Here is a 20,633-nt window from a genome sequence, read left to right as displayed (position 1 = left end):
CTTTTTAGGAACTATGAGTTTGAAATACGATTGCAGTTTAGGATATCCTTTAATCGCGAATATGTCCTTCTCCGTATACGTAATATTTATTGGTAACCAGTTCGTTAAGACCTAACGGGCCTCTATGATGTAATTTACCTGTACTAATTGCAAGTTCTGCACCTACTCCCATTTGACCACCGTCGGTAAATCTGGTGGATGCATTTTGATATACAGCCGCACAATCCACTTGCTCCATAAAAAGGGACGCCGTGTCATTACTTGTTGTCATTATAGTGGATGAGTGACCGCCAGAATTTGTATTTATTTTTTCAATAGCCTCTTCTTTAGAGCCTACTGATCCAATACAACACTTCATCGCCAAAAACTCTTTTTTCCAAATCGTTTCATCCGTTATAAGCTCTTCCTCTTTTAAAATATTTTTAACATCTGAATCTACCATTATAGATACACCATTATTTTTTAAAATATTCTTCAAATCAATCATTTTATTACGATAATTTGGAAGATTATTGTTAATCAAAATTTTATCTAGAGCATTACAGCCCGATATTTTACTTGTTTTGGCATTAAGAATAACCTCAATACTTTGTTCCCAATTAGCATTTTCATCAACATATAAAAAATTATTACCTCGACCACTTATTAGAACAGCACATTTTGCGTGTTCTTTTACAAAAGAGATTAATTTTTCTCCTCCTCTAGGGACAATTAGATCTAAAGGCTCTTTTGGGTTTTTTAGAAACTGTTGTGTCTCTGTTCTATCCATTGTCAATAATTGGATATATTCTGTGCTTAACCCGTTTTTTATTAGTGCTTTATGCCAAAAATCAACAAGAATTTTATTGCTAGTTACGGCTTCTTTTCCTCCTTTAAGTAAGATTTTACTATTGGCTTTAAAAGCAAGTACTGCGGCTTCTACAGTCACATCTGGTCGAGATTCATAAATAATCATTATCGTGCCAAAAGGTGCTGTTTTATTCACTACTTGCAAACCGTTTTCTAGCGTTTTGTTGGTAATGACTCTGTTTACTGGATCGTCTTGTGAACGGACCTCCATGATAGCTTTTATCATACCATCGATTTTTTCATCATTGATAAGCAAGCGGTCATACATGGCCTGATCATCTTTGTTAAAAGCATCAAGGTCCTTTTTATTAGCATCAAGTAATGCCATCCTATTTTCGTCTAAGATGCGTTCCATGCTTTCCAAGACGTTATTTTTTATTTCTGTTGCTATTAATTTCATTTAAAACTATTTTAATTAAAGGGACACTTTTGTCCCCACACTTTTTCCATCTATAATGTCAATGATTGTATTATCTCTCTTTCCATTGGCAATAAATGTTGGAATGCTATGAAACGCGGTCTCTTGGGCGTAATTTAGTTTAGACCCCATTCCACCACGACCTTCTCCTTCAGATTTATCAGTATCTTCTATGTATTTATCAAGGTCTTCTCTTGGGTCTACATTTTTAATTAGATTACTGTTATCTGCGTCTGGATGACCACTATATAAACCATCAATATCAGTAAGAATAATAAGTCTGTCAGCATTGATTAGCTTTGCGAGTAAACTAGCTAATTCATCATTATCTGAAAACATAGACATGCTTACTGATACAGCATCATCTTCATTTGCAATAGGAATCACTCCTTCTGAAAGTAATCCCTCACAGCAATTAATCATATTTTCTCGATGTATACCTGGACTAAAATCTCGTTTAGTAGGAAGAACTTGGGCACATTTCATCCCATAATCTTGAAAAATACTATAATAAAAACTCATCATTCGAGGTTGGCCTATAGCAGAGTATACTTGCCTTTTCTTAGTTTTATCTTTTATTTTAGATTTTCCTAAAACCTCTTTTCCTGCAATTACAGATCCGGAGGACACCAAGAGCGTAATAATATCACGTTCATAAAGTTCTGCAATTTGTTTAACCAATCTTCTCAGCACTGGTCTTACTATTCTATTGTCTTTATTGGTCATAACATTTGTTCCAACCTTGATGACAATTATTTCTTTATACATATTTGTTTTCTTTACCTAATTCAACAGCACGACTAAATGCAGCGAATGCAGCTTCTTTTATTAATTCATTTACGTTATTGTCATCCATCGAATCGAGAGCTGCTTGCGTAGTTCCTCCTTTAGAAGACACTTTCTCCATCCAAGAATTAGGAGATAAATTAGACTGATTAAAAAGTTCTATGGCGCCTGTAAAGGTTTGACTAACTAATACTTTAGAATCATTCTTTGAAAAGCCCATTTGTAATCCAGCTTCCATCATACTCTGCATAAAGTAAAATACATATGCAGGTCCACTACCAGAAATTCCTGTGGAAGCATCGATTAAGCTTTCACTATCAACTAGGATAGACTTTCCGGTTGTATTTAAAAGACTTTCTACAGTTAATAATTCTATTCTTGAGACTTCTGGAGAAGCTACATAGGAGGTTAATCCAAGTCCTACTTTTGCTGGTAAATTTGGCATCGCACGTACAACTTTTTGTACCCCAGAAAATTCCTTTATTGCGTCTAAAGTAACTCCTGCCATAATGGAAATTAGAATTTGGTCTGTCGTGACCATAGGCTTGATTTGTTTGAAGAGACCTTCTGCGTGGTGAGGCTTCACAGCAACAAAAATGATATCCGCTTTTGGCACACAATCTTCCAGTTCCTCAAAAGCATCAAAATGCGAAATTTGATGAAGCTCTTTTAATTTTTCTTCAGATTTGTCTAAAATCATTATGTTTTTCTTCTTGAGCAGTTTTGATTTAGACATTCCTTCTGCATAGGTTAGACCCATGTTACCTGCTCCAATTACTAGTATTTTCATTAAATATTATAAGTTTATTAATTAAATAAAATAGTTCGTTGTTTTAGATGATACAATCATCACAATTTTTCATTTTGCCGTAATAGGTTTCTCTATATTTATGTAGCGTTTTAATAGGTAATCCTAAAAAGCGTTTTTTTATGTAGGTGACTTTAGCTGTAAGTTCTCCCATTTTTTTGCTGTATCGTTTCTCAGTTTTAGTCTCTCTTTTAATATCTATAATCTTCATAAATTAATTTTTTATGTGGTTAATAAATGCGGTGTTTTCTGAGGTGTTAGTGGTTTGGTTTAAGGCCGCACATAAAGAATGCTGCTAAAGCGCTTTATATCTTGTGATATATTGCTCTTTTGCTGCATTTTCTGTTAGTTTCTGGCTTTTGGTAGACTTTTTTGGATTAATCTATCTCCTCTCGCAGCTAGAGCATGTGAATTACTGCTTTAATATCGTTGTTTTTAACTAATTTTTCAGTGTATTCTTTATGACCGTTGGGTACCAATAAATGTAGATTTCCTCTTTCCATAGATGCAAGAAAACTTAGCATTTTCCATTTTGCAACTGTTTTTTTTGAATTCTCATTTTTTAAAGCTAATACTGAATAATGTTTAATTCCTCCATAAGTAACGAAGGATAAATCAGGTTGAATTTCTTCCTGAGTTGTTCTACTTGTAAATATCTGAGGATTTTCGTATCCCTCTGAAATCGATTTTAATGAGATTGTAGTGTTTTTTTCGGCCCACACGACTGCCTTTTCTAAATAGTTATCTTCCTTCATATATTTGTTTTAGTGAAACTATACTTAAAACCTCAGTTTCGAAAGGAATTATTACAAATATACAAAATATAGTTCGTATAGAAACTATTTAAAGTTTTTAATATTAAAACTATTTATTTAACTATTTATGAATCAGTGGTTTATGTTGATTTGATTTCTTTGAAAATCAACCGTTTTCTTCATGACTTTAAATTTGGCCAATCTAAATTATTAAGGTTGGCTTGTTCTATCATTTGTAGTAAGCTCCGTTAAATCTTTTATAGTAAGTAATGGTGCTGCATCCGTATCTTTGACATCCATTATGACAGTTAATAGATCTATATTTCGATCTAATTCCTCTATTTGATTAGGGGTTAGATTTTTTAACCTTTGTGAAAGTTTCTCTTGAAGCGTAGGTGGATATTTATAAAGTAATTCAGCGCCTTTGGCGGTTAAAAGAATATATGTCGCTCTCTTATCATCTGGTTTTGTTGACTTAGCTACTAAAGCTTTGCTTTCTAGCCTTGAAATAATACCAGAAATGGTACTAGCATTTAGATTGATGTATTCTTTAATATCTTTGGCAAAAGCTCTGTAGTCTTTTTGATCAGATAAATATTGAAGAACTAAAAGTTGGGGGATGCTAATTCCCAATTCTTTCTCTATTTTTTTGCTTTCCAGATTTATAGAGCGAATAATTTTACGTAATTTTATAAGAATTTCAATGTATTTCACAGTGTACCTGTTTTTTAGTTAGCCCCAAATAAAGCTATTTAAATCATATAAATGGTTTCATTCACTTGTAAAACTATAACATTTTCTGTAGAAACTATATAAGAGTGGGGATAAACTTTTAATCTGTGAGTGTAGCTAATTATGATTGTTTTTTTATTTAGATAAGCATTATTTGGAGATAAGCGTTTTCAAAATACCTTTAGATTGGTTTTTCGTTTAATTAAAATTCATTGAAATTTTTGTGTTCTTTGATAATTAATTAGGATTATCAGCGCAATTTGTTGCTAACAAATACTATCACATAGTTTAGAAGATTTTTATGAAGACTACATTTCATTGGTCACTATTATTATATTGCATTTATTAAAAGTGGAAAAAAATCATTTCATCATAAAAAAAGGTCGTGAAATATGTGAGAAACTTGTATTAGATACGGGATGATAAAAGGATTGGAGTGAGTAGCATAAAGTTCCTTATTGTTACATATCACTACTGTTATCCAGAAATTCAACGTATAGAATTAGGAAAAACCTTTGAAGAAATAGGTTTAGTAGATCATCGTTTAAAATTGGCTTTGCATTATCCTTTTATTTAAAAGCAAAAATGAGATCATTTTAATGGACAATTTCATACTGATTATTAAATCTTAAAAGATAATTTATGAATATTAGGGCAGAAAGGGAATAAAATATCACAGCGTTAAAATGATTAATCTAGTCATTCCGTTTTTAAGTTTATTTATTGAAATTAAATAGCATTGATTATTATGTCTTAGAATGAGGATGTATTAAAAAAGTAAATGGACGTATTATCCAGTTCTTTAGTGTCTAAAATGAAAATATTAATTTCCGTTGAGATTAGTATGTCTAGGTATGTTATACATAGACAGACCTGCGCCCAGACTCTAAGTATTGGTTTAATTAAAGGACTAAATAGAAAAAAACAAGGATCTGTATTTTGGCAGTTTAAAATTATTGTCTTAAGGACGCTTTCGCCCTATCATTTAAATTTTAGAAATGCGCCCGACTTAGAACTCTGTTAATCTTGAATAAATGTTTTTTTTTAATTAAAATTTGTGTCCATATTTTACAATAGTTTTGGCTATTTAAAATTATTCTTTAATATTTAAAAGGTCAATATCAGTGCTTTTAGATGGTGAATTCTGACCTGCGCCTTTGCAATGTTTTAAAAGATTCTATTTTTTTGTCCTTGTCATTTAGCTAAACATTGGAGCAAAGTAATTCTTTTATGTACTGTGAAATTGCTAATGTTTGAACTACGGAAAGTAGCGTGTTTTCATGCGAAAATTTTCCAAAGAAAAAATCGAAAGCTAGTTCATACATACTCAATTTGGTTAAGGTTAATACCGGCAATAAATTTTATACGGTTTTGGTTGTTGGTGGTTTCTATTACTAGTATTAAAACTTTTAAAAAAGTTATTTTTAATTAGCTATTACCATCCTTTTTAATGTCAGTACTTCTTAGTGAGATAGGTGACCGGAATAGATTGCCCCGTTTTTTTAACATCCCATATAATGGAGTTAATTAACCATCCACCATCTACTTTCACTACTTGAAGGCTGCTAACTCCCTTTTCTCCAATCTTTTCGGCGCCATCAAAGTAAGAAGCATAGGCGCTAATGCGATGCCCAATGTTACCGAAATATTCAGTTTTCCCTCACAATTTTACTTCATTGAAAGCTGTCATTTCGCCGTTATTAATAGCGCCTTTGAATCCTGAAATAAAGTCATCTATGTTTGAGAATACCAAGCTATCACCACGAAAGTTGTAAGTCGTGGCATCATTGGTGAAGATAGCTCTCAAGGCTTCATGATCTAGTGTTGTTCCTTTTTCGAAAGAAATTAAAGCATAGGCATCCTTCACAGCTTGGTTGATGGCGTTCTCTTTTTTTGAGACAGTTGTTTCTACCTTAGTCATTGTTTGCTTCGATTCAGAATTTTCTGGATTTTGGTTGCAGGAATAAAAACCAGTAAGAAATAGATCAACTATTAATGTAACGTTTTTCATAAGTAAAGGTTTAGAGTTTGGTTAAAATTAAAGCACGGGTTATTCAGAATATTTGAAAGAATTTTATCATATATTTTCATTTCTTTTTTCAATGATTACCAATGTTTTTTTTAAGTCTTTTGATTGATTTATGTACTAAAATTAGTGAATAAATCACGGGTGTAAAATCTATAAGAATTTTCATTTATAAACGAGAACTAGCACTAGCACTACATTATATAGTGTGTTAGTCTTTCATTATTTTTTATTTCGATACGAATAAATTCAATTAATTCATTGTTTGATTTTAATAATTCAGTGTTATTGTTCAACAAATCGTTATTAATCGACAAACTCCATCCTGAACTTTGTTTTAATTTTCTGTATGCAGGGGAATCATTATTGCTAAAAAAGGCTTTTGCATAAGGAAAAGGTTTTTTTTACTTCTCCAAAACCAAAAATTAGTAAAATCATAACCGTAAAATAATGCTCTAAACTCTTTTCTCTGTTCCTTGTTTTGGTAAGTGCTTTCATCAAGGAATTGATAATATGCCAGGATATTATTAACCAGGTCCTCATTAGATAAATTATATATTCTACCAGAATTAAGCATTTCATCGTAGGTTGTAGTTCGCGGATTTAAATTTTTGTGCGTTGCACCGTAAAAAAAAACATAACTTCTTTTATCTCATCATCAGATAATGCTTCTTTGAATATAATGTCTTTAGCACTATTTTAAATAGTCCCTAAATCCAGTGTAAAATTCAATATTACTCAAATAACGTTTGTTATCGCTATTTAAGTCTTGAATTAGCTTTTGTAAGGTTGCTGTTTCTTCTGAATGTATTCTTTGTTCGCTTTTCCAGTCATTAATAGCCAAAGCCATTAAAATTCCAATGATAACAAACGTAATCTCTCCAATAGCGTAAATCAGATATTTACTGAATTTATTTTCAGTCAGCATATTTTTGCGAATTTTTTTAAAGATATTTATCATTGGTTAGTTGTTGGTCCAAATGGAATAAATTGTTTTGTACATGATTAATTGTGTTGGTTAGCAACTAAAATAGTAAAAGAAAACGAACCATGAGAAAATCTGTGGAGTTTCCGAGTACGTAAAGAATTGGCTATTAATTATGTCTGTTATTCACTAACGTGTTTTTATCTGAAGCTGACAAAACTGTACCCATCTTTGATTTGGTAATGTCATGTGTGGTTTCTGCGCTGCCTCAACCATTAGGCTTTGTAATATTACACATAAGCACCTGTAATTAAGTAACTTAATAATTTATATGTGTTTATATGAAGCTAATTATGTCATTGAATTTATAAAAGAGCATAAATTCAATGAAGTTCGTTGTAGAGAATTCTATCTTTGCATTATGCAACCTACAATTCTTTTTATCACACCTCCGTTTACCCAGTTAAACACAGCTTATCCGGCTTCTGCTTACCTTAAAGGGTTTCTAGAAGGATACGACATATCTTTTTCACATTGTGATTTAAGTATTGAGTTATTTGCTTCCATTTTTACAAGTGATTTTCTGCGTGCTGTTTTTAAGGAAGCAGAAGATTTGGATAATTACTATTATCCTGAGGTTAGTAAAATGAAAGAGTATTATATTTCAAGAGTTGATGTGGTTATAGGCTTTCTTCAAAAGCAGGATATTAAAACTGCAAATAAAATTTTGGAAGCTCATTTTTTACCTTTAGGACACAGGTTACTTCATGTTAATACTGAAATTAAATGGGAAGCTGGGGAAATAGGAGTTATAGATAAAGCAAAGCATTTCGCAACACTTTTTATAGAAGAAATAGGTGATTTTATTCAGGCGAATGTAGATGAGTTTTTTGCTTTTACTAAATATGCAGAGCAAATTGCCACCTCAGCCAGTAGTTTTCATCAATTAGATGAATTATTGAGTTATCAACCGACACTCATCGAAGATGAAATGATGAACATCTTAGAAGAGAAAATTCAAAAATATACTCCTGATTTAGTTTGCTTTACGATTCCTTTTCCTGGAAATTTGTTTGCAGCATTGCGTTGTTCTCAATTTATTAAACAGTTTTTTCCTGATATTTATATTGCATTTGGAGGAGGGTATTGTAACACAGAATTGCGGTCACTTAAAGATCCTAGAATTTTTGAATTTATTGATTTTATATCTTTGGACGATGGGGAAGGGCCGTTACTAAAAATAGTTAATTATCTTGGAGGTACCGCTAACATAAATGAACTCGAAAGAACCTTTGTACTAGAAAACAATCAAGTCAGTTATAAGAATAAAATTCCAAACACAATTTTTCATCATAGAAACTTGCCTGCACCAAATTATTCTGGATTACCTTTTGATAAATATGTGTCCTTTTTGGATGTGGTAAATCCAATGCATCGCATGTGGACAGACGCGCGATGGAATAAATTGACTATTTCTCATGGATGTTATTGGAAACAATGCTCGTTTTGTGATGTAAGTTTGGATTATATAGGTAATTACCAAAACACAACTGCTGAAGACTTGGTGAATAAAATTGAGAAAATAATTAAAGATACAGGTATTACTGGTTTTCATTTTGTTGATGAAGCTGCTCCACCTAAAATGTTAAGAGCTTTATCAAATAAATTGATGGAGCGACATGTAAACATCACGTGGTGGACAAACATTCGATTTGAAAAAACATTTGACTTTGAATTATGTCAGTTAATGGCAAAATCGGGATGTATTGCTGTTACTGGTGGCTTGGAAGTGGCCTCAGATAGATTGTTGACTAAGATGAAAAAGGGAGTTGATATAGCGCAAGTAGCAAGAGTTACTCATAATTTTTCTAAAAACAATATTATGGTTCATGCCTATCTTATGTATGGATTTCCTACCCAAACCGAGCAAGAAACTATCGACTCACTAGAAGTTGTGAAGCAATTATTTGAAGGAAATTGTATTCAGTCTGCTTTTTGGCATCTATTCACGACTACTATTCATAGTCCAATTGGTAAGAATCCTCAAGAATTTGGTATAGAAATAACGGGGCCAGTGTTTGAAGGTTTTGCTCAAAACGATTTGTATCATAAAGATCCTCAAGGAGCTGATCACCCCAAATATACTAAAGGTTTAAACCTTGCATTAAACAACTATTTAAATGGAACAGGATTCAAAGAGGAGCTAAAAAATTGGTTTGACTTTCCAGTCCTTTCAACTAGTCATCCGGAGGACTTAATCAAAAGTTTTTTATCCTAAATTAAAACCTAAAGAGTGTCTATTAGGTCTCTTTCACTTTTTTAACGATGTGTTTTTAACGTAATGCACAAATGTGAATATTTGGTGTCTGTTTAGTTGCGTTGGCTGTTAACTAAGCTGATAAAAGAAAACGGGTTAGAGGCGGGAGCTCTGTTTCTTTTTTACGATTACAAACAAAACGACCAGTTGACTATAAGCTGCAGTATTTATTCAGTTATTTTCTTTCTCGAGGAAGAAATAAACATTGAGTTTTCAGCTTATTATGCTTATTAGAATTGTATTTAACTTATTTCTATCGGTGAAGGTTCTACCTTGACTTTTGTTAACAAATGGAACGTGTAAACCACAAATTTCATTTTAAGTAGAAAAAAGAGGAAGATTAAGCTTTTTTTCTTTTCCGATATGGCACACAACAATTGGAGATACATAATTATCTGTATATATGTTTCTAAATCTAACAAATTTTTAAAGACTTTTGTTTTAGAAAATAGGAGTATGTACCTTAAGAAGCTTTAGAATTTGCTGTAAGCAATATGGAGTATCAACCAAAAAAAACTAACCTTTTAATTTATAGGATATACGAGGGGTAATTAGGGAGTCGTAGATAATTAAATTATCCCCTATATATCCTATAGATTAAATTCTTAAAAGTATACTCTAAATCGATTTCGCAACTTCGCTCTTGGTGTTTGAATTATGTGTTTTCGTTTATTAAAATTTGTTAAATACCTGATTATCGGTTAGATTGAAGCTCTTTAAGTCTGATGTTTATCTTAAATGCTAGTATTGAGCTACAGGTTATAATATTAGTTGAGGTCCAAGTGAGTGAAACCATCAAATCAATGGATGGTGAAAACCCGTGGGGTTTATACTATAATAGTTTTTTGCAAGGGGATTTAGGTAGACACGTTGCGACTGTAAGCTTTCTGAAAAATTGAGCAGAAATGGATGAAGATAGAAATTTTAAAGAGTCTTATGAAAAGTTGTTTGGTGAAAATTTATGGGATAATTTTATAGAGACCTTAGAGGATACATTTACTAACCGATGGGATGAAATCTGGGTGTATAATAAAAATCTTAGTGGAGATTAGGCTACATCATGCTATAAAAACCGCTCTATTGAGCGGTTTTTATTGAGATATTAAAATTTTGTTATTCTAAGAATAACAAATTAAATGTTATAAAAAGAAGCACTAGGGAATAGCTAAATATTATTTAGATGGCTTATTTTTATTTTCAGGTTCTAATGACGAGAGTGGATCAAAATTTTTTTTCAAATTCGGATAATTTTCTTCTCTTTGTTTCTTGTTTGAGTAGAAAATATTATAAAATGTGAGTCCTATATATATCGAAAATATTATACCTCCTATTAAAAAAAATCCTATATTCATGATGTCCTTCTTTGTCTAATTGCAATTGCAAATAATAATATTGTACCTGGCCAATGAGCCGAATATTGAGCTTCTTCCGTCATTCCTAATATACCATATCCTACTGAGTATAACAAGCAAAGAAATGCTAAAATAATTGGATACCACTTTAAAATAAATTGTTTCATCTTTTACCGTTTTATGTAATTTTTATTCTAAGGTACGACATATGAATGCAATGTTTTAAAAAAAAGGAATAGAATTTTATTTTAAAATGATCTTTAAATATAAAACATTTAATAGTAGGCTTCTTAGTGCTAGATTGTTTTTTTAAATTAAAAGGTGAATTAACACCTTCTCAGGGTTCTGAGCATTTAAATATTTCTTAACAAATAAAGGGGATTATTAAGAGAGCTTTTAAAATATTAATTAAAAACTTAGGAGTTAAAATAAGACCATTCCTTTTTTTTAGCTTCCCGACATGTGAATAAAATTAAAAGATTGCGGATTTATATATAAACAGTATTTTGGTGGAGTCGGAGAGAGCGACTAGAATTTCAGCTATCTAGTGTTTATAGCTACTCTAAAGATGTTATTTTTAATGGTCACTGAATTGGTCTCGATTTAATATACTTTAACTTTTTAATCACAAGATTAATATTATATAGGTTGAATATTGATGAAATTGTATTAAAAGATTTGACAATCAAAATGAAGTATATCTAAATACTAGGAGTTCACAGGTTCAAATTCAGTTCCTGCTAATTAGTAGCACCTTCCAGTTTTTTGTTTTCGGGTATTATGTTTTTAGAATTTAATGTAACCTGTGTTGGATCTCCTTAAATATTTTTAATACGGTGTTAAACAGGGTGTTGATAAGAAGTGTTTTTGATAGCTCTAACTGGTTTATAGGTGCGCACATAATATATGTCTGTTTTAGGGAAAATAATAGTCTTTAAAGAGCTCTTTTTTTTAAGTTAAAACCTAGTTTTTTTAGATATATGCTACTCAGATGAAACAAGTTCCCTTTATCTCATAACACAAAAATATTAGGCGAATAAAAACTCCTTTTTTTGATTGGTTTATAGCTACTTGAAACTGCTGTTATTAATATGGCATCTTTAGGATTATTGATTAGTTCTACTAAATGTTCCCTTGTTGGAACTTTTTATAAATCGACTTGACATTTTGAATTGTTTCGTTGAATGAAGTGTTTAAATTTATTCTATTCATACCTGTATTGGTAAGATTATTTTGAATAACTTATATATACTCTTTAGTATATATTAATGTATACTTTTTAGTATATATTGAAAATAATGTTTACATTTGTATGGGAGCTTATTTTAATCACCATAAATCTATTATCAAAACTTTTAAAGAATGAAAATAACAGCACAAGACGAGTACGGCTTAAGAATACTGGTGCGTATTGCAAAGTGTAAGGTTCAGACTGGCTTGAGCATCCCTCAGCTTAGTGAAATGGAAGGGCTGTCACGACCCAATGTTTCAAAATTAACTCGAATACTTCGTGTCGAGGGTTTGATAAATAGCACCAAAGGACATGTTGGAGGATATGTACTTGCTAGACCTGCTGCCGATATTACGGTTAACGATGCTTTAAAAGCTTTAGGTGGACGTTTGTTTGATGAAGATTTTTGTGCGAATCATGTGGGAGTACTAAAACTATGTACTAATTCTATCGATTGTTCTATTCGTTCACTTTGGTCAATGGTGCAATCTTCTATTGATACGCTACTAGATAAGGTGACGCTAGCAGATTTATCGAATAGCGAAAAGGAAGCTATGTTTACTTTTCAAGGTTTCCTTGAAAAAAATGCCAATTAAAAAAAATAAAAACACATTATCAATAATCTAATACCTAAACAAAATGATAACAGTTTCAGAAAACGCAAAGCGGCATGCGTTAGGTTTAATAACAAACGAAAATAGTCCCGAAGGAACATTTATTCGTGTCGGAGTTGATGGCGGTGGTTGTTCAGGTCTTAGCTACAAACTCGAGTTCGATACTATTATTACAGAAACCGATAAGGTTTTTGTAGACAAAGGAATAAAAATTGCCGTTGACAAAAAAAGCTTTTTGTATTTGATAGGTACAGAGCTTGATTATGTCGGAGGATTAAACGGAAAAGGATTTGTATTTGTCAATCCAAACGCAAGTAGTACTTGTGGTTGTGGAGAATCGTTTGGCGTTTAAAAGAGTTCAAAGTTGTAAGGTTAATACTCTTTTTAAGAAGTTCTGATAATCTGAAGGCTCTTATAACAGTAGAAAAATATAATAATGGCAATTATAATTACAGATGAATGCATTAATTGTGGCGCTTGTGAACCAGAATGTCCTAATAACGCCATCTACGAAGGGGGAGATGAATGGCGTTTTTCTGACGGAACAGCAATAAAAGGAATGTTTAATTCAAAAAGCGGCTTAACTGTCGATGCAAATGAACCGCAAGAACCTATATCAGACGATGTTTATTATATCGTAGCCGATAAATGTACCGAGTGTGTTGGTTTTCATGATGAACCTCAATGTGCTGCGGTTTGCCCAGTAGACTGTTGTGTGGATGATGATAACTGGCGCGAAAGTGAGGAAGAATTAGTTATCAAGAAAGACACACTGCATGTAGTGTAATACCAATACAAGATGAAAATAGTGCTATACATAACATTGGGTTTATTGAGGTGTATTGGATTTGTATGGAATAAATAATAGGGATAATAAATTAATCCAGATAATTATTGTGGGTTTAAATTTATTAATGAATAACACATAGTAAAACTTAACTAATATGAATGAGGTTATAGAAGAAAAAATCAGCGCGGAATACAAATACGGTTTTGTTACCGATATTGATGCTGACAATGCACCGAAAGGATTGAATGAAGATATTATTCGTTTTATTTCTGCTAAAAAAAATGAACCAGAATGGATGTTAGTGTATCGATTGGAGGCATTCCGTAATTGGTTAACAATGGAGGAGCCAGACTGGGCTCATGTTTCTTACCAGAAGCCAGACTTTCAGGAAATCATTTATTACTCAGCTCCAAAACCAAAAAAAGTATTAAAGAGTCTCGATGAAGTTGATCCTGAATTATTAAAAACATTTCAAAAACTTGGGATCTCAATCTTAGAACAAGAGCGCCTTTCAGGAGTAGAAAGTAGAGTTGCAATTGATGTTATTGTGGACAGCGTTTCTGTAAAAACAACATTTAAAGAAACCTTAGCTGAAAAAGGAATTATTTTTTGTTCGTTCGGGGAAGCCATTCAAGAACATCCAGAATTAGTACAAAAATATATGAGTTCTGTTGTTCCTTCTAGCGATAACTTTTTTGCAGCATTGAATTCGGCTGTTTTTACCGACGGTTCGTTTTGTTATATTCCAAAAGGCGTTCGTTGTCCAATGGAACTTTCAACCTATTTCAGAATAGAAGCGGCAGGTACCGGTCAATTTGAGCGTACCTTGATTATTGCAGAAGAAGGTTCGCAGGTGAGTTATCTGGAAGGTTGTACAGCACCAATGCGTGATGAGAATCAATTGCATGCGGCCGTTGTTGAACTTGTGGCTCATAAAAATGCACAAATAAAATACAGCACTGTGCAAAACTGGTATCCTGGAGATAAAGAGGGTAAGGGAGGCGTTTTTAATTTTGTTACTAAACGTGGTATTTGTTTGGAAGAAAATGCTAAAATATCTTGGACTCAAGTAGAAACAGGTTCTGCAATTACGTGGAAATATCCATCGGTTATTTTAAAAGGTAACAATTCGATAGGTGAATTCTATTCTGTTGCAGTTACAAATAACTATCAACAAGCCGATACAGGAACAAAAATGATCCATATCGGGAAAAATACTAAAAGCACGATCATCTCAAAAGGGATTTCGGCAGGATTTAGCAACAACAGTTATAGAGGGCTAGTGCGTATTGCAAAAGGCGCAGAAAATGCTCGTAATTTTTCGCAATGTGATAGTTTATTAATGGGTGATCAATGCGGTGCACATACATTTCCATACATCGAAATAAAAAATAATACCGCCGTTGTGGAGCACGAAGCAACAACTTCAAAAATTGGTGAAGACCAGCTATTTTATTGTAAACAACGAGGTATCGATAATGAAAAAGCTATTGGTTTAATTGTAAACGGCTATTGCAAAGACGTATTAAGTCAGTTGCCAATGGAATTTGCTGTTGAAGCACAAAAACTGTTGGAAGTTTCTTTGGAAGGTTCTGTAGGATAAAAGTAAACAATCAAAATTCAAAAAAATGTTATCAATAAAAAATCTACATGCGTCAATTGACGGAAAAGAAATTCTGAAGGGAATTAATTTAGAAATAAAAGTGGGAGAAGTACACGCTATTATGGGCCCTAATGGTTCGGGAAAAAGCACATTGGCAGCTGTTCTTGCAGGGCGCTCGGAATATGACGTTACAGAAGGTGAAATAATCTATAACGGTAAAAACTTATTAGAACTAGAGGCGGAAGACAGAGCTAGAGAAGGGGTTTTTCTTGCGTTTCAATATCCTGTTGAAATTCCAGGAGTGAGTAATATTAATTTTTTAAAAACAGCTATTGGCGAAATTCGTGCTTACAAAGGTTTAGAGCCTATAAAAGCAAAAGATTTTTTAATGATGCTGAAAGAAAAACAAGAGTTAGTTGAGATAGATAGATCACTTGTTAGACGTTCTATAAACGAAGGTTTTAGCGGTGGTGAGAAAAAGCGAAATGAGATATTTCAGATGGCAATGCTAGAACCCAAACTTTCCATTCTAGATGAAACCGATAGTGGGCTTGATATTGATGCGTTGCGGATTGTTGCCAACGGAGTAAATAAATTAAAATCGGAAGAAAACGCAACTATTATTATCACACATTATCAACGGTTGTTGGATTATATTATACCCGATTTTGTACACATATTACACAACGGAAAAATTGTAAAATCAGGATTAAAAGAATTGGCATTAGAGCTGGAAGAAAAAGGATACGATTTTATTAAAGAGGAAGTAGAAGCCTAATTTATTTAACAAACAAAATGGAAACAGTTATTAAGACTAGAACGATAAAAGATAAATTAATTTTTGAATTTGAGAACTCTAAATTATTTTTATTTGGTAGTACGCAACTTCGTGATAATGCTATGGAAAGCTTTTACAAACAGGGCATCCCGACACGAAAGCATGAAGAGTATAAATATACCCGTGTGGATTTGATGCTGAAAGGGGAATTTGATTTCTCTACAAATAAAAATTGTAGTGATGCGCAAATTGAGCCCCTGAAATTTTTAAAAGATGCTTATGTTGTAGTTATCGAGAACGGTGTTTTTGTTGAAGGATCATCAAACGTGGAGAACCTTCCAAAAGGCTTAACAATATGTAGTTTAGTTGATGCAGAAAAAAGCAATTCACCTGTTTTTGAAAAACATTATGCACAATATGCAGATGTAAAAACAGATCCATTCATTGCGTTAAACACAGCTATGACTAAAGACGGTGCATTTATTCATATTGCAAAAAACGAAATAATCGAAAAACCGATACATGTCATTCACATTTCAACAACCTCGGTAAACACTATTATTCATCCGCGAAATTTAATCGTTATAGATGAAAATGCGCAAGCAAAAATTATCGAATCCTTTGAAACGGTTTCTGCTACGGCAAAAACAGTTAGCAACGCGCTAACAGAAATTGTAGTAGGTAAGGACGCTATTGTTGATCATTATAAAATTCAGGATGAAAAGGAGTTGGGGTATTTAGTGAATACTACCCAGGTAATTCAACAAAGACAAAGTGTGTTTTCCACTCATACCTTTACGTTGAGTGGTTCGTTGGTTCGTAATAATTTAACAGTAGTATTAGATGATGAACACATTGAATCGCACTTAAACGGATTGTATTTAACGGTAGGGAATCAAGTTGTAGACAACCATACTGTGGTAGATCACCGCAAGCCAAACTGCAACAGTAACGAGCTTTATAAAGGTATTATTGAAGGGAAATCAACAGCAACCTTCAATGGAAAAATATTTGTAAGAAAAGATGCACAAAAAACAAATGCGTTTCAATCAAACAAAAATATTTTATTGAGTCTAGCAGGAACAATCAATACAAAACCGCAATTAGAAATTTATGCCGATGACGTAAAATGTTCACATGGGTCAACAACAGGTAAGTTGGATGAAGCAAAAATATTTTATTTACGCGCACGTGGTATAGGTTTAGTAAATGCCAAGAAATTATTGATGCACGCATTTGCTTCGGAAGTTGTTAATACTATAAAAATAGAAGCTCTACGCGAATATGTTGAAGAAAAAATTTCCAAAACATTTGAATAATAAAAATAGAAACAAGCATAAAAAATAATATTCTCAATATTCAAAAACTCCGACAGGATTTACCTATACTTTCCAAAAAAGTCAATAGCAAATCCCTAGTGTATTTGGATGGTGGGGCAACAGCCTAAACAGGTAATTGATGCTTTACAATATGAAAGAAGAAATTGATGTGCTGCGTAATGGCATATAGAAAGTAATTAAAATGTTAAGATGAGGATAGCCGAAATTGAAAATGAAATAATTGAAGAGTTTGAGTTATTCGGTGGCAACTGGGAAGGCAAGTATGAGCATTTGATTGATTTGGGGAATCATTTACCATTGATTGACAAGCAACACAGAACCGATGACAGATTAATAAAGGGCTGTCAGAGCAGAGTGTGGTTACACTCAGAATTGTATAACGAAAAAGTTGTTTTTACAGCCGATAGCGATGCAATTATAACGAAAGGAATTGTAGCAATTCTAATTCGTGTATTTTCTGGTCAAACTCCAGGAGAAATCATGAAAGCTGATTTGAAATTTATTGATGATATTGGCTTAAAAGAACACTTATCACCAACTAGAGCGAATGGTTTAGTGAGTATGATTAAACAAATTAAAATGTATGCGATTGCTTTAAATTTATCACAAAATTCTTAAAATTATGTCAGAACAAACTATGGATATTGAAAAACTAGGCGAAAAAATTGTTCGCGTTTTGAAAACAATTTATGATCCAGAAATACCTGTTGATATTTACGAACTTGGTTTGATTTACGATGTGTTTGTAAATGAAGATTACGAGGTTAAAATATTAATGACTCTAACGTCTCCTAATTGTCCCGTAGCCGAATCATTGCCTCAAGAAGTCAATGAAAAAGTAAAGTCACTTAATCAGGTTAAAGATTCAGAAATAGAGATGACTTTTGATCCGCCTTGGTCGAAAGATTTAATGAGCGAAGAGGCGCAACTCGAATTAGGATTTATGTAAGATGGAAAAAGAAATAATTAATAGAGTAGCAAAAAGTGGTATCATTACCATCAACCTTGAGGAGTTTTACCCTTCGGGTGAGCGTGAGTTGTTCGATATAAAAGGACTCTTATATCAAGGTTTAATATTGAAAGAAAAAGACTTTAGAGAATTTGTTAAGAATGAAGACTGGAGTACATACACTGATAAATACGTGGCCCTTATTTGTTCTGAAGATGCTATTGTTCCTACCTGGGCGTATATGCTATTGGCAACAAACTTAGCCCCTTTTGTAAAAAAAGTGGTGTTTGGTGATTTAGAAACACTTGAAACAGTTTTGTATAATGAGATACTAAATGAACTAAATATCAATGCTTATAAAGGTGTCCGTATCGTTATAAAAGGTTGTGGCGATTTGCCTGTACCTAAAGCGGCTTATGTTGAAATTACCAGACTTTTACGCCCTGTTGCAAAAAGTATTATGTATGGCGAAGCTTGTTCAATGGTTCCTTTATACAAGCAGCCCAAAAAAAATTAAGTTTAGCGCAAAGAATAGGAACAATACAATATGAGTATCATGTAAACAAAACAGATAATCATCGATAACCGTTCAATAATTAAAATAAAGTTGGATTACAAAGCAACAATAACTGTCAGAAGTATGGATGTTTATAAAGTATGTAAAGATAAATATCCTGAAGCTATAGCAGTTGAATAAATGGTTTGAATAAAAAAACTACAAAACGGAAAATACAAACGTTAACGCAACTGGACTAGCAAATCATCTACTATTGGTGTAAGAACGTATTAGGATGCATAAAGAAGAGGACAGTTTAGAAACAAAAGATCAAAAATTTTCCCTCTAGCGATGCGGACATTCACAGAATAAATCGTGTTGCGATGGCTAGCATGAAAGTAATAACCTGCTGAATTACACAAATAAAAAAGTGTAGGCATAAATTTTTTCAAGAATGAAACTACAAAACGTAAGTCAAAAATTGATTAGTTCTCATCTTATTTCTGGTGAGATGAATCCCGGAAGTGAAATCGGATTGAAAATTGATCAGGTATTATTACAAGATGCCACAGGTACATTGGTCATGCTGGAATTGGAAGCATTTAATTTAAATAAAATAAAACCAGAGGTCGCGGTACAATATGTAGATCATAATCTGCTTCAAACGGATTATAAGAATATGGATGACCATCTATTTCTACAGTCGGCAGCGGCACGATTTGGATACTGGTTCAGCAGATCAGGAAACGGAATTAGCCATGTAGTGCACATGGAGCGGTTTGGTAGACCGGGTAAAACGCTATTGGGTTCAGATAGCCATACTCCTGCTGGAGGAGGTATTGGAATGCTTGCCATCGGTACGGGTGGATTGGATGTAGCAATGGCTTCAGCGGGTGAACCGTATTATGTTAAAATGCCAAAAGTGATGGGTATCAAACTCATTGGGAAGTTGCCCGACTGGGTAAGTGCCAAAGATGTAATTTTAGAAATGCTTCGCAGGTATGATGTGACAGGAGGGCGTGGATATATCTTAGAATATTTTGGACCTGGTCTAAAATCTCTGAGCGCATGGGATCGTCATGTTATCGCTAATATGGGGACAGAAACAGGGGCTACAACATCGGTGTTTCCTTCAGATGAAATCACCCGTGAATTTCTTAGACAAGAAGAAAGGGAAGACGAGTGGGTAAAATTGGAAGCTGATGAGGGAGCAACGTACGATCTTACTATTGAAATAGACCTAGCTACACTAGAGCCTTTAATTGCACTTCCTGGCAGTCCAGGAAATGTTGTTTCAGTAAGAGAAGTTAGCGGATTAAAAATACAACAAGTTGTTATTGGCTCTTCTGCAAATCCCGGATTACGTGATTTTTGGATCGCCTCTCAAATTGTCAAAGGTAAAGTCGTTTCTCCTGATGTTTCTTTAGATATCAATCCTTCCTCTCGCCAAGTGTTAGAAAATTTAACAGAAATGGGTGCACTTGGACCGTTGATTGCTGCTGGCGCGCGTCTTCATCAATCGGGTTGTATGGGATGTATTGGTATGGGACAAGCTCCTGCTACCAATACGATTAGTATCCGAACGATGCCCCGTAATTTCCCAGGACGTTCGGGGACACTTGATGACCAAGTATACCTCTGCAGTCCAGAAACGGCTATAGCTGCTGCGATTACTGGGGAAATAACAGATCCACGAGACCTCGAGTCTGTAATGAATTTTAGGTATCCAAAATGGATAGCCCCAACACAAATCAAGATAAATAAAAAGCTGTTGATTGCTCCAAGTGAAATATCTCCGGAATTGGTGAAGGGACCAAACATTAAAACCCTTCCTGATTTTGAAGAACTTCCAGATGAACTGGAA

At 33.2% G+C, this 20,633-nt stretch carries 21 protein-coding genes; 13 read left to right on the top strand and 8 right to left on the bottom strand.

The features are described 5' to 3' along the window. Positions 1-49 precede the first annotated feature (49 nt). The 6 genes from ACJAZK_RS07570 to ACJAZK_RS07545 all read right to left on the bottom strand — a co-directional run bounded on the left by ACJAZK_RS07570 (position 50) and on the right by ACJAZK_RS07545 (position 4,330). Entirely contained in the window at positions 50-1,249 is a 1,200-nt protein-coding gene (locus ACJAZK_RS07570) for a glutamate-5-semialdehyde dehydrogenase (protein WP_415223390.1), read from the bottom strand. A gap of 15 nt (positions 1,250-1,264) precedes the next feature. Beyond that, positions 1,265-2,035, bottom strand: a complete 771-nt coding sequence (proB, locus tag ACJAZK_RS07565; RefSeq protein ID WP_415223389.1) for a glutamate 5-kinase — start codon at positions 2,033-2,035, stop codon at positions 1,265-1,267. After that, positions 2,028-2,843 (bottom strand): pyrroline-5-carboxylate reductase, encoded by an 816-nt coding sequence (gene proC, locus ACJAZK_RS07560; protein WP_415223388.1) that lies wholly within the window; start codon positions 2,841-2,843, stop codon positions 2,028-2,030. The genes proB and proC overlap by 8 nt, the downstream gene beginning before the upstream one ends. Positions 2,844-2,886: 43 nt before the next feature. Beyond that, positions 2,887-3,072, bottom strand: coding sequence for a hypothetical protein (locus ACJAZK_RS07555; protein WP_028872167.1), 186 nt, complete (start codon positions 3,070-3,072; stop codon positions 2,887-2,889). Between the two features lie 187 nt (positions 3,073-3,259). Continuing rightward, the gene (locus ACJAZK_RS07550; RefSeq protein ID WP_415223387.1) at positions 3,260-3,616 is read right to left on the bottom strand and encodes a hypothetical protein; all 357 of its coding nucleotides are present in this window, start codon (positions 3,614-3,616) and stop codon (positions 3,260-3,262) included. Between the two features lie 210 nt (positions 3,617-3,826). Further along, entirely contained in the window at positions 3,827-4,330 is a 504-nt protein-coding gene (locus ACJAZK_RS07545; protein ID WP_415223386.1) for a MarR family winged helix-turn-helix transcriptional regulator, read from the bottom strand. A gap of 454 nt (positions 4,331-4,784) precedes the next feature. Between ACJAZK_RS07545 and ACJAZK_RS07540 the strand changes: the two genes are divergently transcribed. After that, a complete protein-coding gene (locus ACJAZK_RS07540; protein WP_415223385.1) occupies positions 4,785-4,925 on the top strand; it encodes a hypothetical protein in 141 nt (46 codons plus the stop codon). A 1,083-nt stretch (positions 4,926-6,008) separates the two neighbouring features. Here ACJAZK_RS07540 and ACJAZK_RS07535 read toward each other — a convergent pair. Next, positions 6,009-6,359 (bottom strand): hypothetical protein, encoded by a 351-nt coding sequence (locus ACJAZK_RS07535; protein WP_415223384.1) that lies wholly within the window; start codon positions 6,357-6,359, stop codon positions 6,009-6,011. Between the two features lie 709 nt (positions 6,360-7,068). After that, on the bottom strand, positions 7,069-7,335 hold the full coding sequence (locus ACJAZK_RS07530) for a hypothetical protein (RefSeq protein WP_415223383.1): 267 nt from the start codon (positions 7,333-7,335) through the stop codon (positions 7,069-7,071). Positions 7,336-7,720: 385 nt separating this feature from the next. Between ACJAZK_RS07530 and ACJAZK_RS07525 the strand changes: the two genes are divergently transcribed. The 12 genes from ACJAZK_RS07525 to ACJAZK_RS07470 all read left to right on the top strand — a co-directional run. Then, complete coding sequence (locus tag ACJAZK_RS07525; protein ID WP_415223382.1) at positions 7,721-9,577, top strand: B12-binding domain-containing radical SAM protein; 1,857 nt, start codon at positions 7,721-7,723, stop codon at positions 9,575-9,577. Positions 9,578-10,521: 944 nt separating this feature from the next. Next, entirely contained in the window at positions 10,522-10,668 is a 147-nt protein-coding gene (locus ACJAZK_RS07520; RefSeq protein WP_415223381.1) for a hypothetical protein, read from the top strand. Positions 10,669-12,330: 1,662 nt separating this feature from the next. Then, positions 12,331-12,795, top strand: coding sequence for an Rrf2 family transcriptional regulator (locus tag ACJAZK_RS07515; RefSeq protein ID WP_415223380.1), 465 nt, complete (start codon positions 12,331-12,333; stop codon positions 12,793-12,795). A gap of 43 nt (positions 12,796-12,838) precedes the next feature. Further along, positions 12,839-13,165, top strand: a complete 327-nt coding sequence (locus ACJAZK_RS07510) for a HesB/IscA family protein (protein WP_415223379.1) — start codon at positions 12,839-12,841, stop codon at positions 13,163-13,165. An 84-nt stretch (positions 13,166-13,249) separates the two neighbouring features. Continuing rightward, positions 13,250-13,600 (top strand): 4Fe-4S dicluster domain-containing protein, encoded by a 351-nt coding sequence (locus tag ACJAZK_RS07505; protein WP_415223378.1) that lies wholly within the window; start codon positions 13,250-13,252, stop codon positions 13,598-13,600. Between the two features lie 157 nt (positions 13,601-13,757). Continuing rightward, positions 13,758-15,206: a Fe-S cluster assembly protein SufB gene (sufB, locus tag ACJAZK_RS07500; RefSeq protein WP_415223377.1), complete on the top strand. Its 1,449-nt coding sequence runs from the start codon at positions 13,758-13,760 to the stop codon at positions 15,204-15,206. 25 nt (positions 15,207-15,231) lie between these two features. Further along, complete coding sequence (sufC, locus tag ACJAZK_RS07495; protein WP_415223376.1) at positions 15,232-15,984, top strand: Fe-S cluster assembly ATPase SufC; 753 nt, start codon at positions 15,232-15,234, stop codon at positions 15,982-15,984. A gap of 17 nt (positions 15,985-16,001) precedes the next feature. After that, positions 16,002-17,303: a Fe-S cluster assembly protein SufD gene (gene sufD, locus ACJAZK_RS07490; protein WP_415223375.1), complete on the top strand. Its 1,302-nt coding sequence runs from the start codon at positions 16,002-16,004 to the stop codon at positions 17,301-17,303. Positions 17,304-17,513: 210 nt separating this feature from the next. Next, positions 17,514-17,942, top strand: coding sequence for a SufE family protein (locus tag ACJAZK_RS07485; protein WP_415223374.1), 429 nt, complete (start codon positions 17,514-17,516; stop codon positions 17,940-17,942). 4 nt (positions 17,943-17,946) lie between these two features. Then, positions 17,947-18,273 (top strand): iron-sulfur cluster assembly protein, encoded by a 327-nt coding sequence (locus tag ACJAZK_RS07480; protein WP_028872991.1) that lies wholly within the window; start codon positions 17,947-17,949, stop codon positions 18,271-18,273. Position 18,274: 1 nt separating this feature from the next. Continuing rightward, positions 18,275-18,790: a DUF2480 family protein gene (locus tag ACJAZK_RS07475; RefSeq protein ID WP_415223373.1), complete on the top strand. Its 516-nt coding sequence runs from the start codon at positions 18,275-18,277 to the stop codon at positions 18,788-18,790. Between the two features lie 433 nt (positions 18,791-19,223). After that, a partial coding sequence (locus ACJAZK_RS07470) for an aconitate hydratase (protein ID WP_415223372.1) occupies positions 19,224-20,633 on the top strand: 1,410 nt, incomplete at its 3' end.

It is taken from the genome of Psychroserpens sp., assembly GCF_047633235.1.
Taxonomy (GTDB): Bacteria; Bacteroidota; Bacteroidia; order Flavobacteriales; family Flavobacteriaceae; genus Psychroserpens.
Note: the sequence above shows the minus strand (reverse complement) of the source record. Positions and strands in the feature narration are given on the sequence as shown.

What these genes read in the sequence shown, in the direction of transcription:
- ACJAZK_RS07570 (WP_415223390.1), bottom strand. Translation starts at nt 1,249, where the DNA reads ATGAAATTAATAGCAACAGAAATAAAAAATAACGTCTTGGAAAGCATG.
- proB (WP_415223389.1), bottom strand. Translation starts at nt 2,035, where the DNA reads ATGTATAAAGAAATAATTGTCATCAAGGTTGGAACAAATGTTATGACC.
- proC (WP_415223388.1), bottom strand. Translation starts at nt 2,843, where the DNA reads ATGAAAATACTAGTAATTGGAGCAGGTAACATGGGTCTAACCTATGCA.
- ACJAZK_RS07555 (WP_028872167.1), bottom strand. Translation starts at nt 3,072, where the DNA reads ATGAAGATTATAGATATTAAAAGAGAGACTAAAACTGAGAAACGATAC.
- ACJAZK_RS07550 (WP_415223387.1), bottom strand. Translation starts at nt 3,616, where the DNA reads ATGAAGGAAGATAACTATTTAGAAAAGGCAGTCGTGTGGGCCGAAAAA.
- ACJAZK_RS07535 (WP_415223384.1), bottom strand. Translation starts at nt 6,359, where the DNA reads ATGAAAAACGTTACATTAATAGTTGATCTATTTCTTACTGGTTTTTAT.
- ACJAZK_RS07530 (WP_415223383.1), bottom strand. Translation starts at nt 7,335, where the DNA reads ATGATAAATATCTTTAAAAAAATTCGCAAAAATATGCTGACTGAAAAT.
- ACJAZK_RS07525 (WP_415223382.1), top strand. Translation starts at nt 7,721, where the DNA reads ATGCAACCTACAATTCTTTTTATCACACCTCCGTTTACCCAGTTAAAC.
- ACJAZK_RS07520 (WP_415223381.1), top strand. Translation starts at nt 10,522, where the DNA reads ATGGATGAAGATAGAAATTTTAAAGAGTCTTATGAAAAGTTGTTTGGT.
- ACJAZK_RS07515 (WP_415223380.1), top strand. Translation starts at nt 12,331, where the DNA reads ATGAAAATAACAGCACAAGACGAGTACGGCTTAAGAATACTGGTGCGT.
- ACJAZK_RS07510 (WP_415223379.1), top strand. Translation starts at nt 12,839, where the DNA reads ATGATAACAGTTTCAGAAAACGCAAAGCGGCATGCGTTAGGTTTAATA.
- ACJAZK_RS07505 (WP_415223378.1), top strand. Translation starts at nt 13,250, where the DNA reads ATGGCAATTATAATTACAGATGAATGCATTAATTGTGGCGCTTGTGAA.
- sufB (WP_415223377.1), top strand. Translation starts at nt 13,758, where the DNA reads ATGAATGAGGTTATAGAAGAAAAAATCAGCGCGGAATACAAATACGGT.
- sufC (WP_415223376.1), top strand. Translation starts at nt 15,232, where the DNA reads ATGTTATCAATAAAAAATCTACATGCGTCAATTGACGGAAAAGAAATT.
- sufD (WP_415223375.1), top strand. Translation starts at nt 16,002, where the DNA reads ATGGAAACAGTTATTAAGACTAGAACGATAAAAGATAAATTAATTTTT.
- ACJAZK_RS07485 (WP_415223374.1), top strand. Translation starts at nt 17,514, where the DNA reads ATGAGGATAGCCGAAATTGAAAATGAAATAATTGAAGAGTTTGAGTTA.
- ACJAZK_RS07480 (WP_028872991.1), top strand. Translation starts at nt 17,947, where the DNA reads ATGTCAGAACAAACTATGGATATTGAAAAACTAGGCGAAAAAATTGTT.
- ACJAZK_RS07475 (WP_415223373.1), top strand. Translation starts at nt 18,275, where the DNA reads ATGGAAAAAGAAATAATTAATAGAGTAGCAAAAAGTGGTATCATTACC.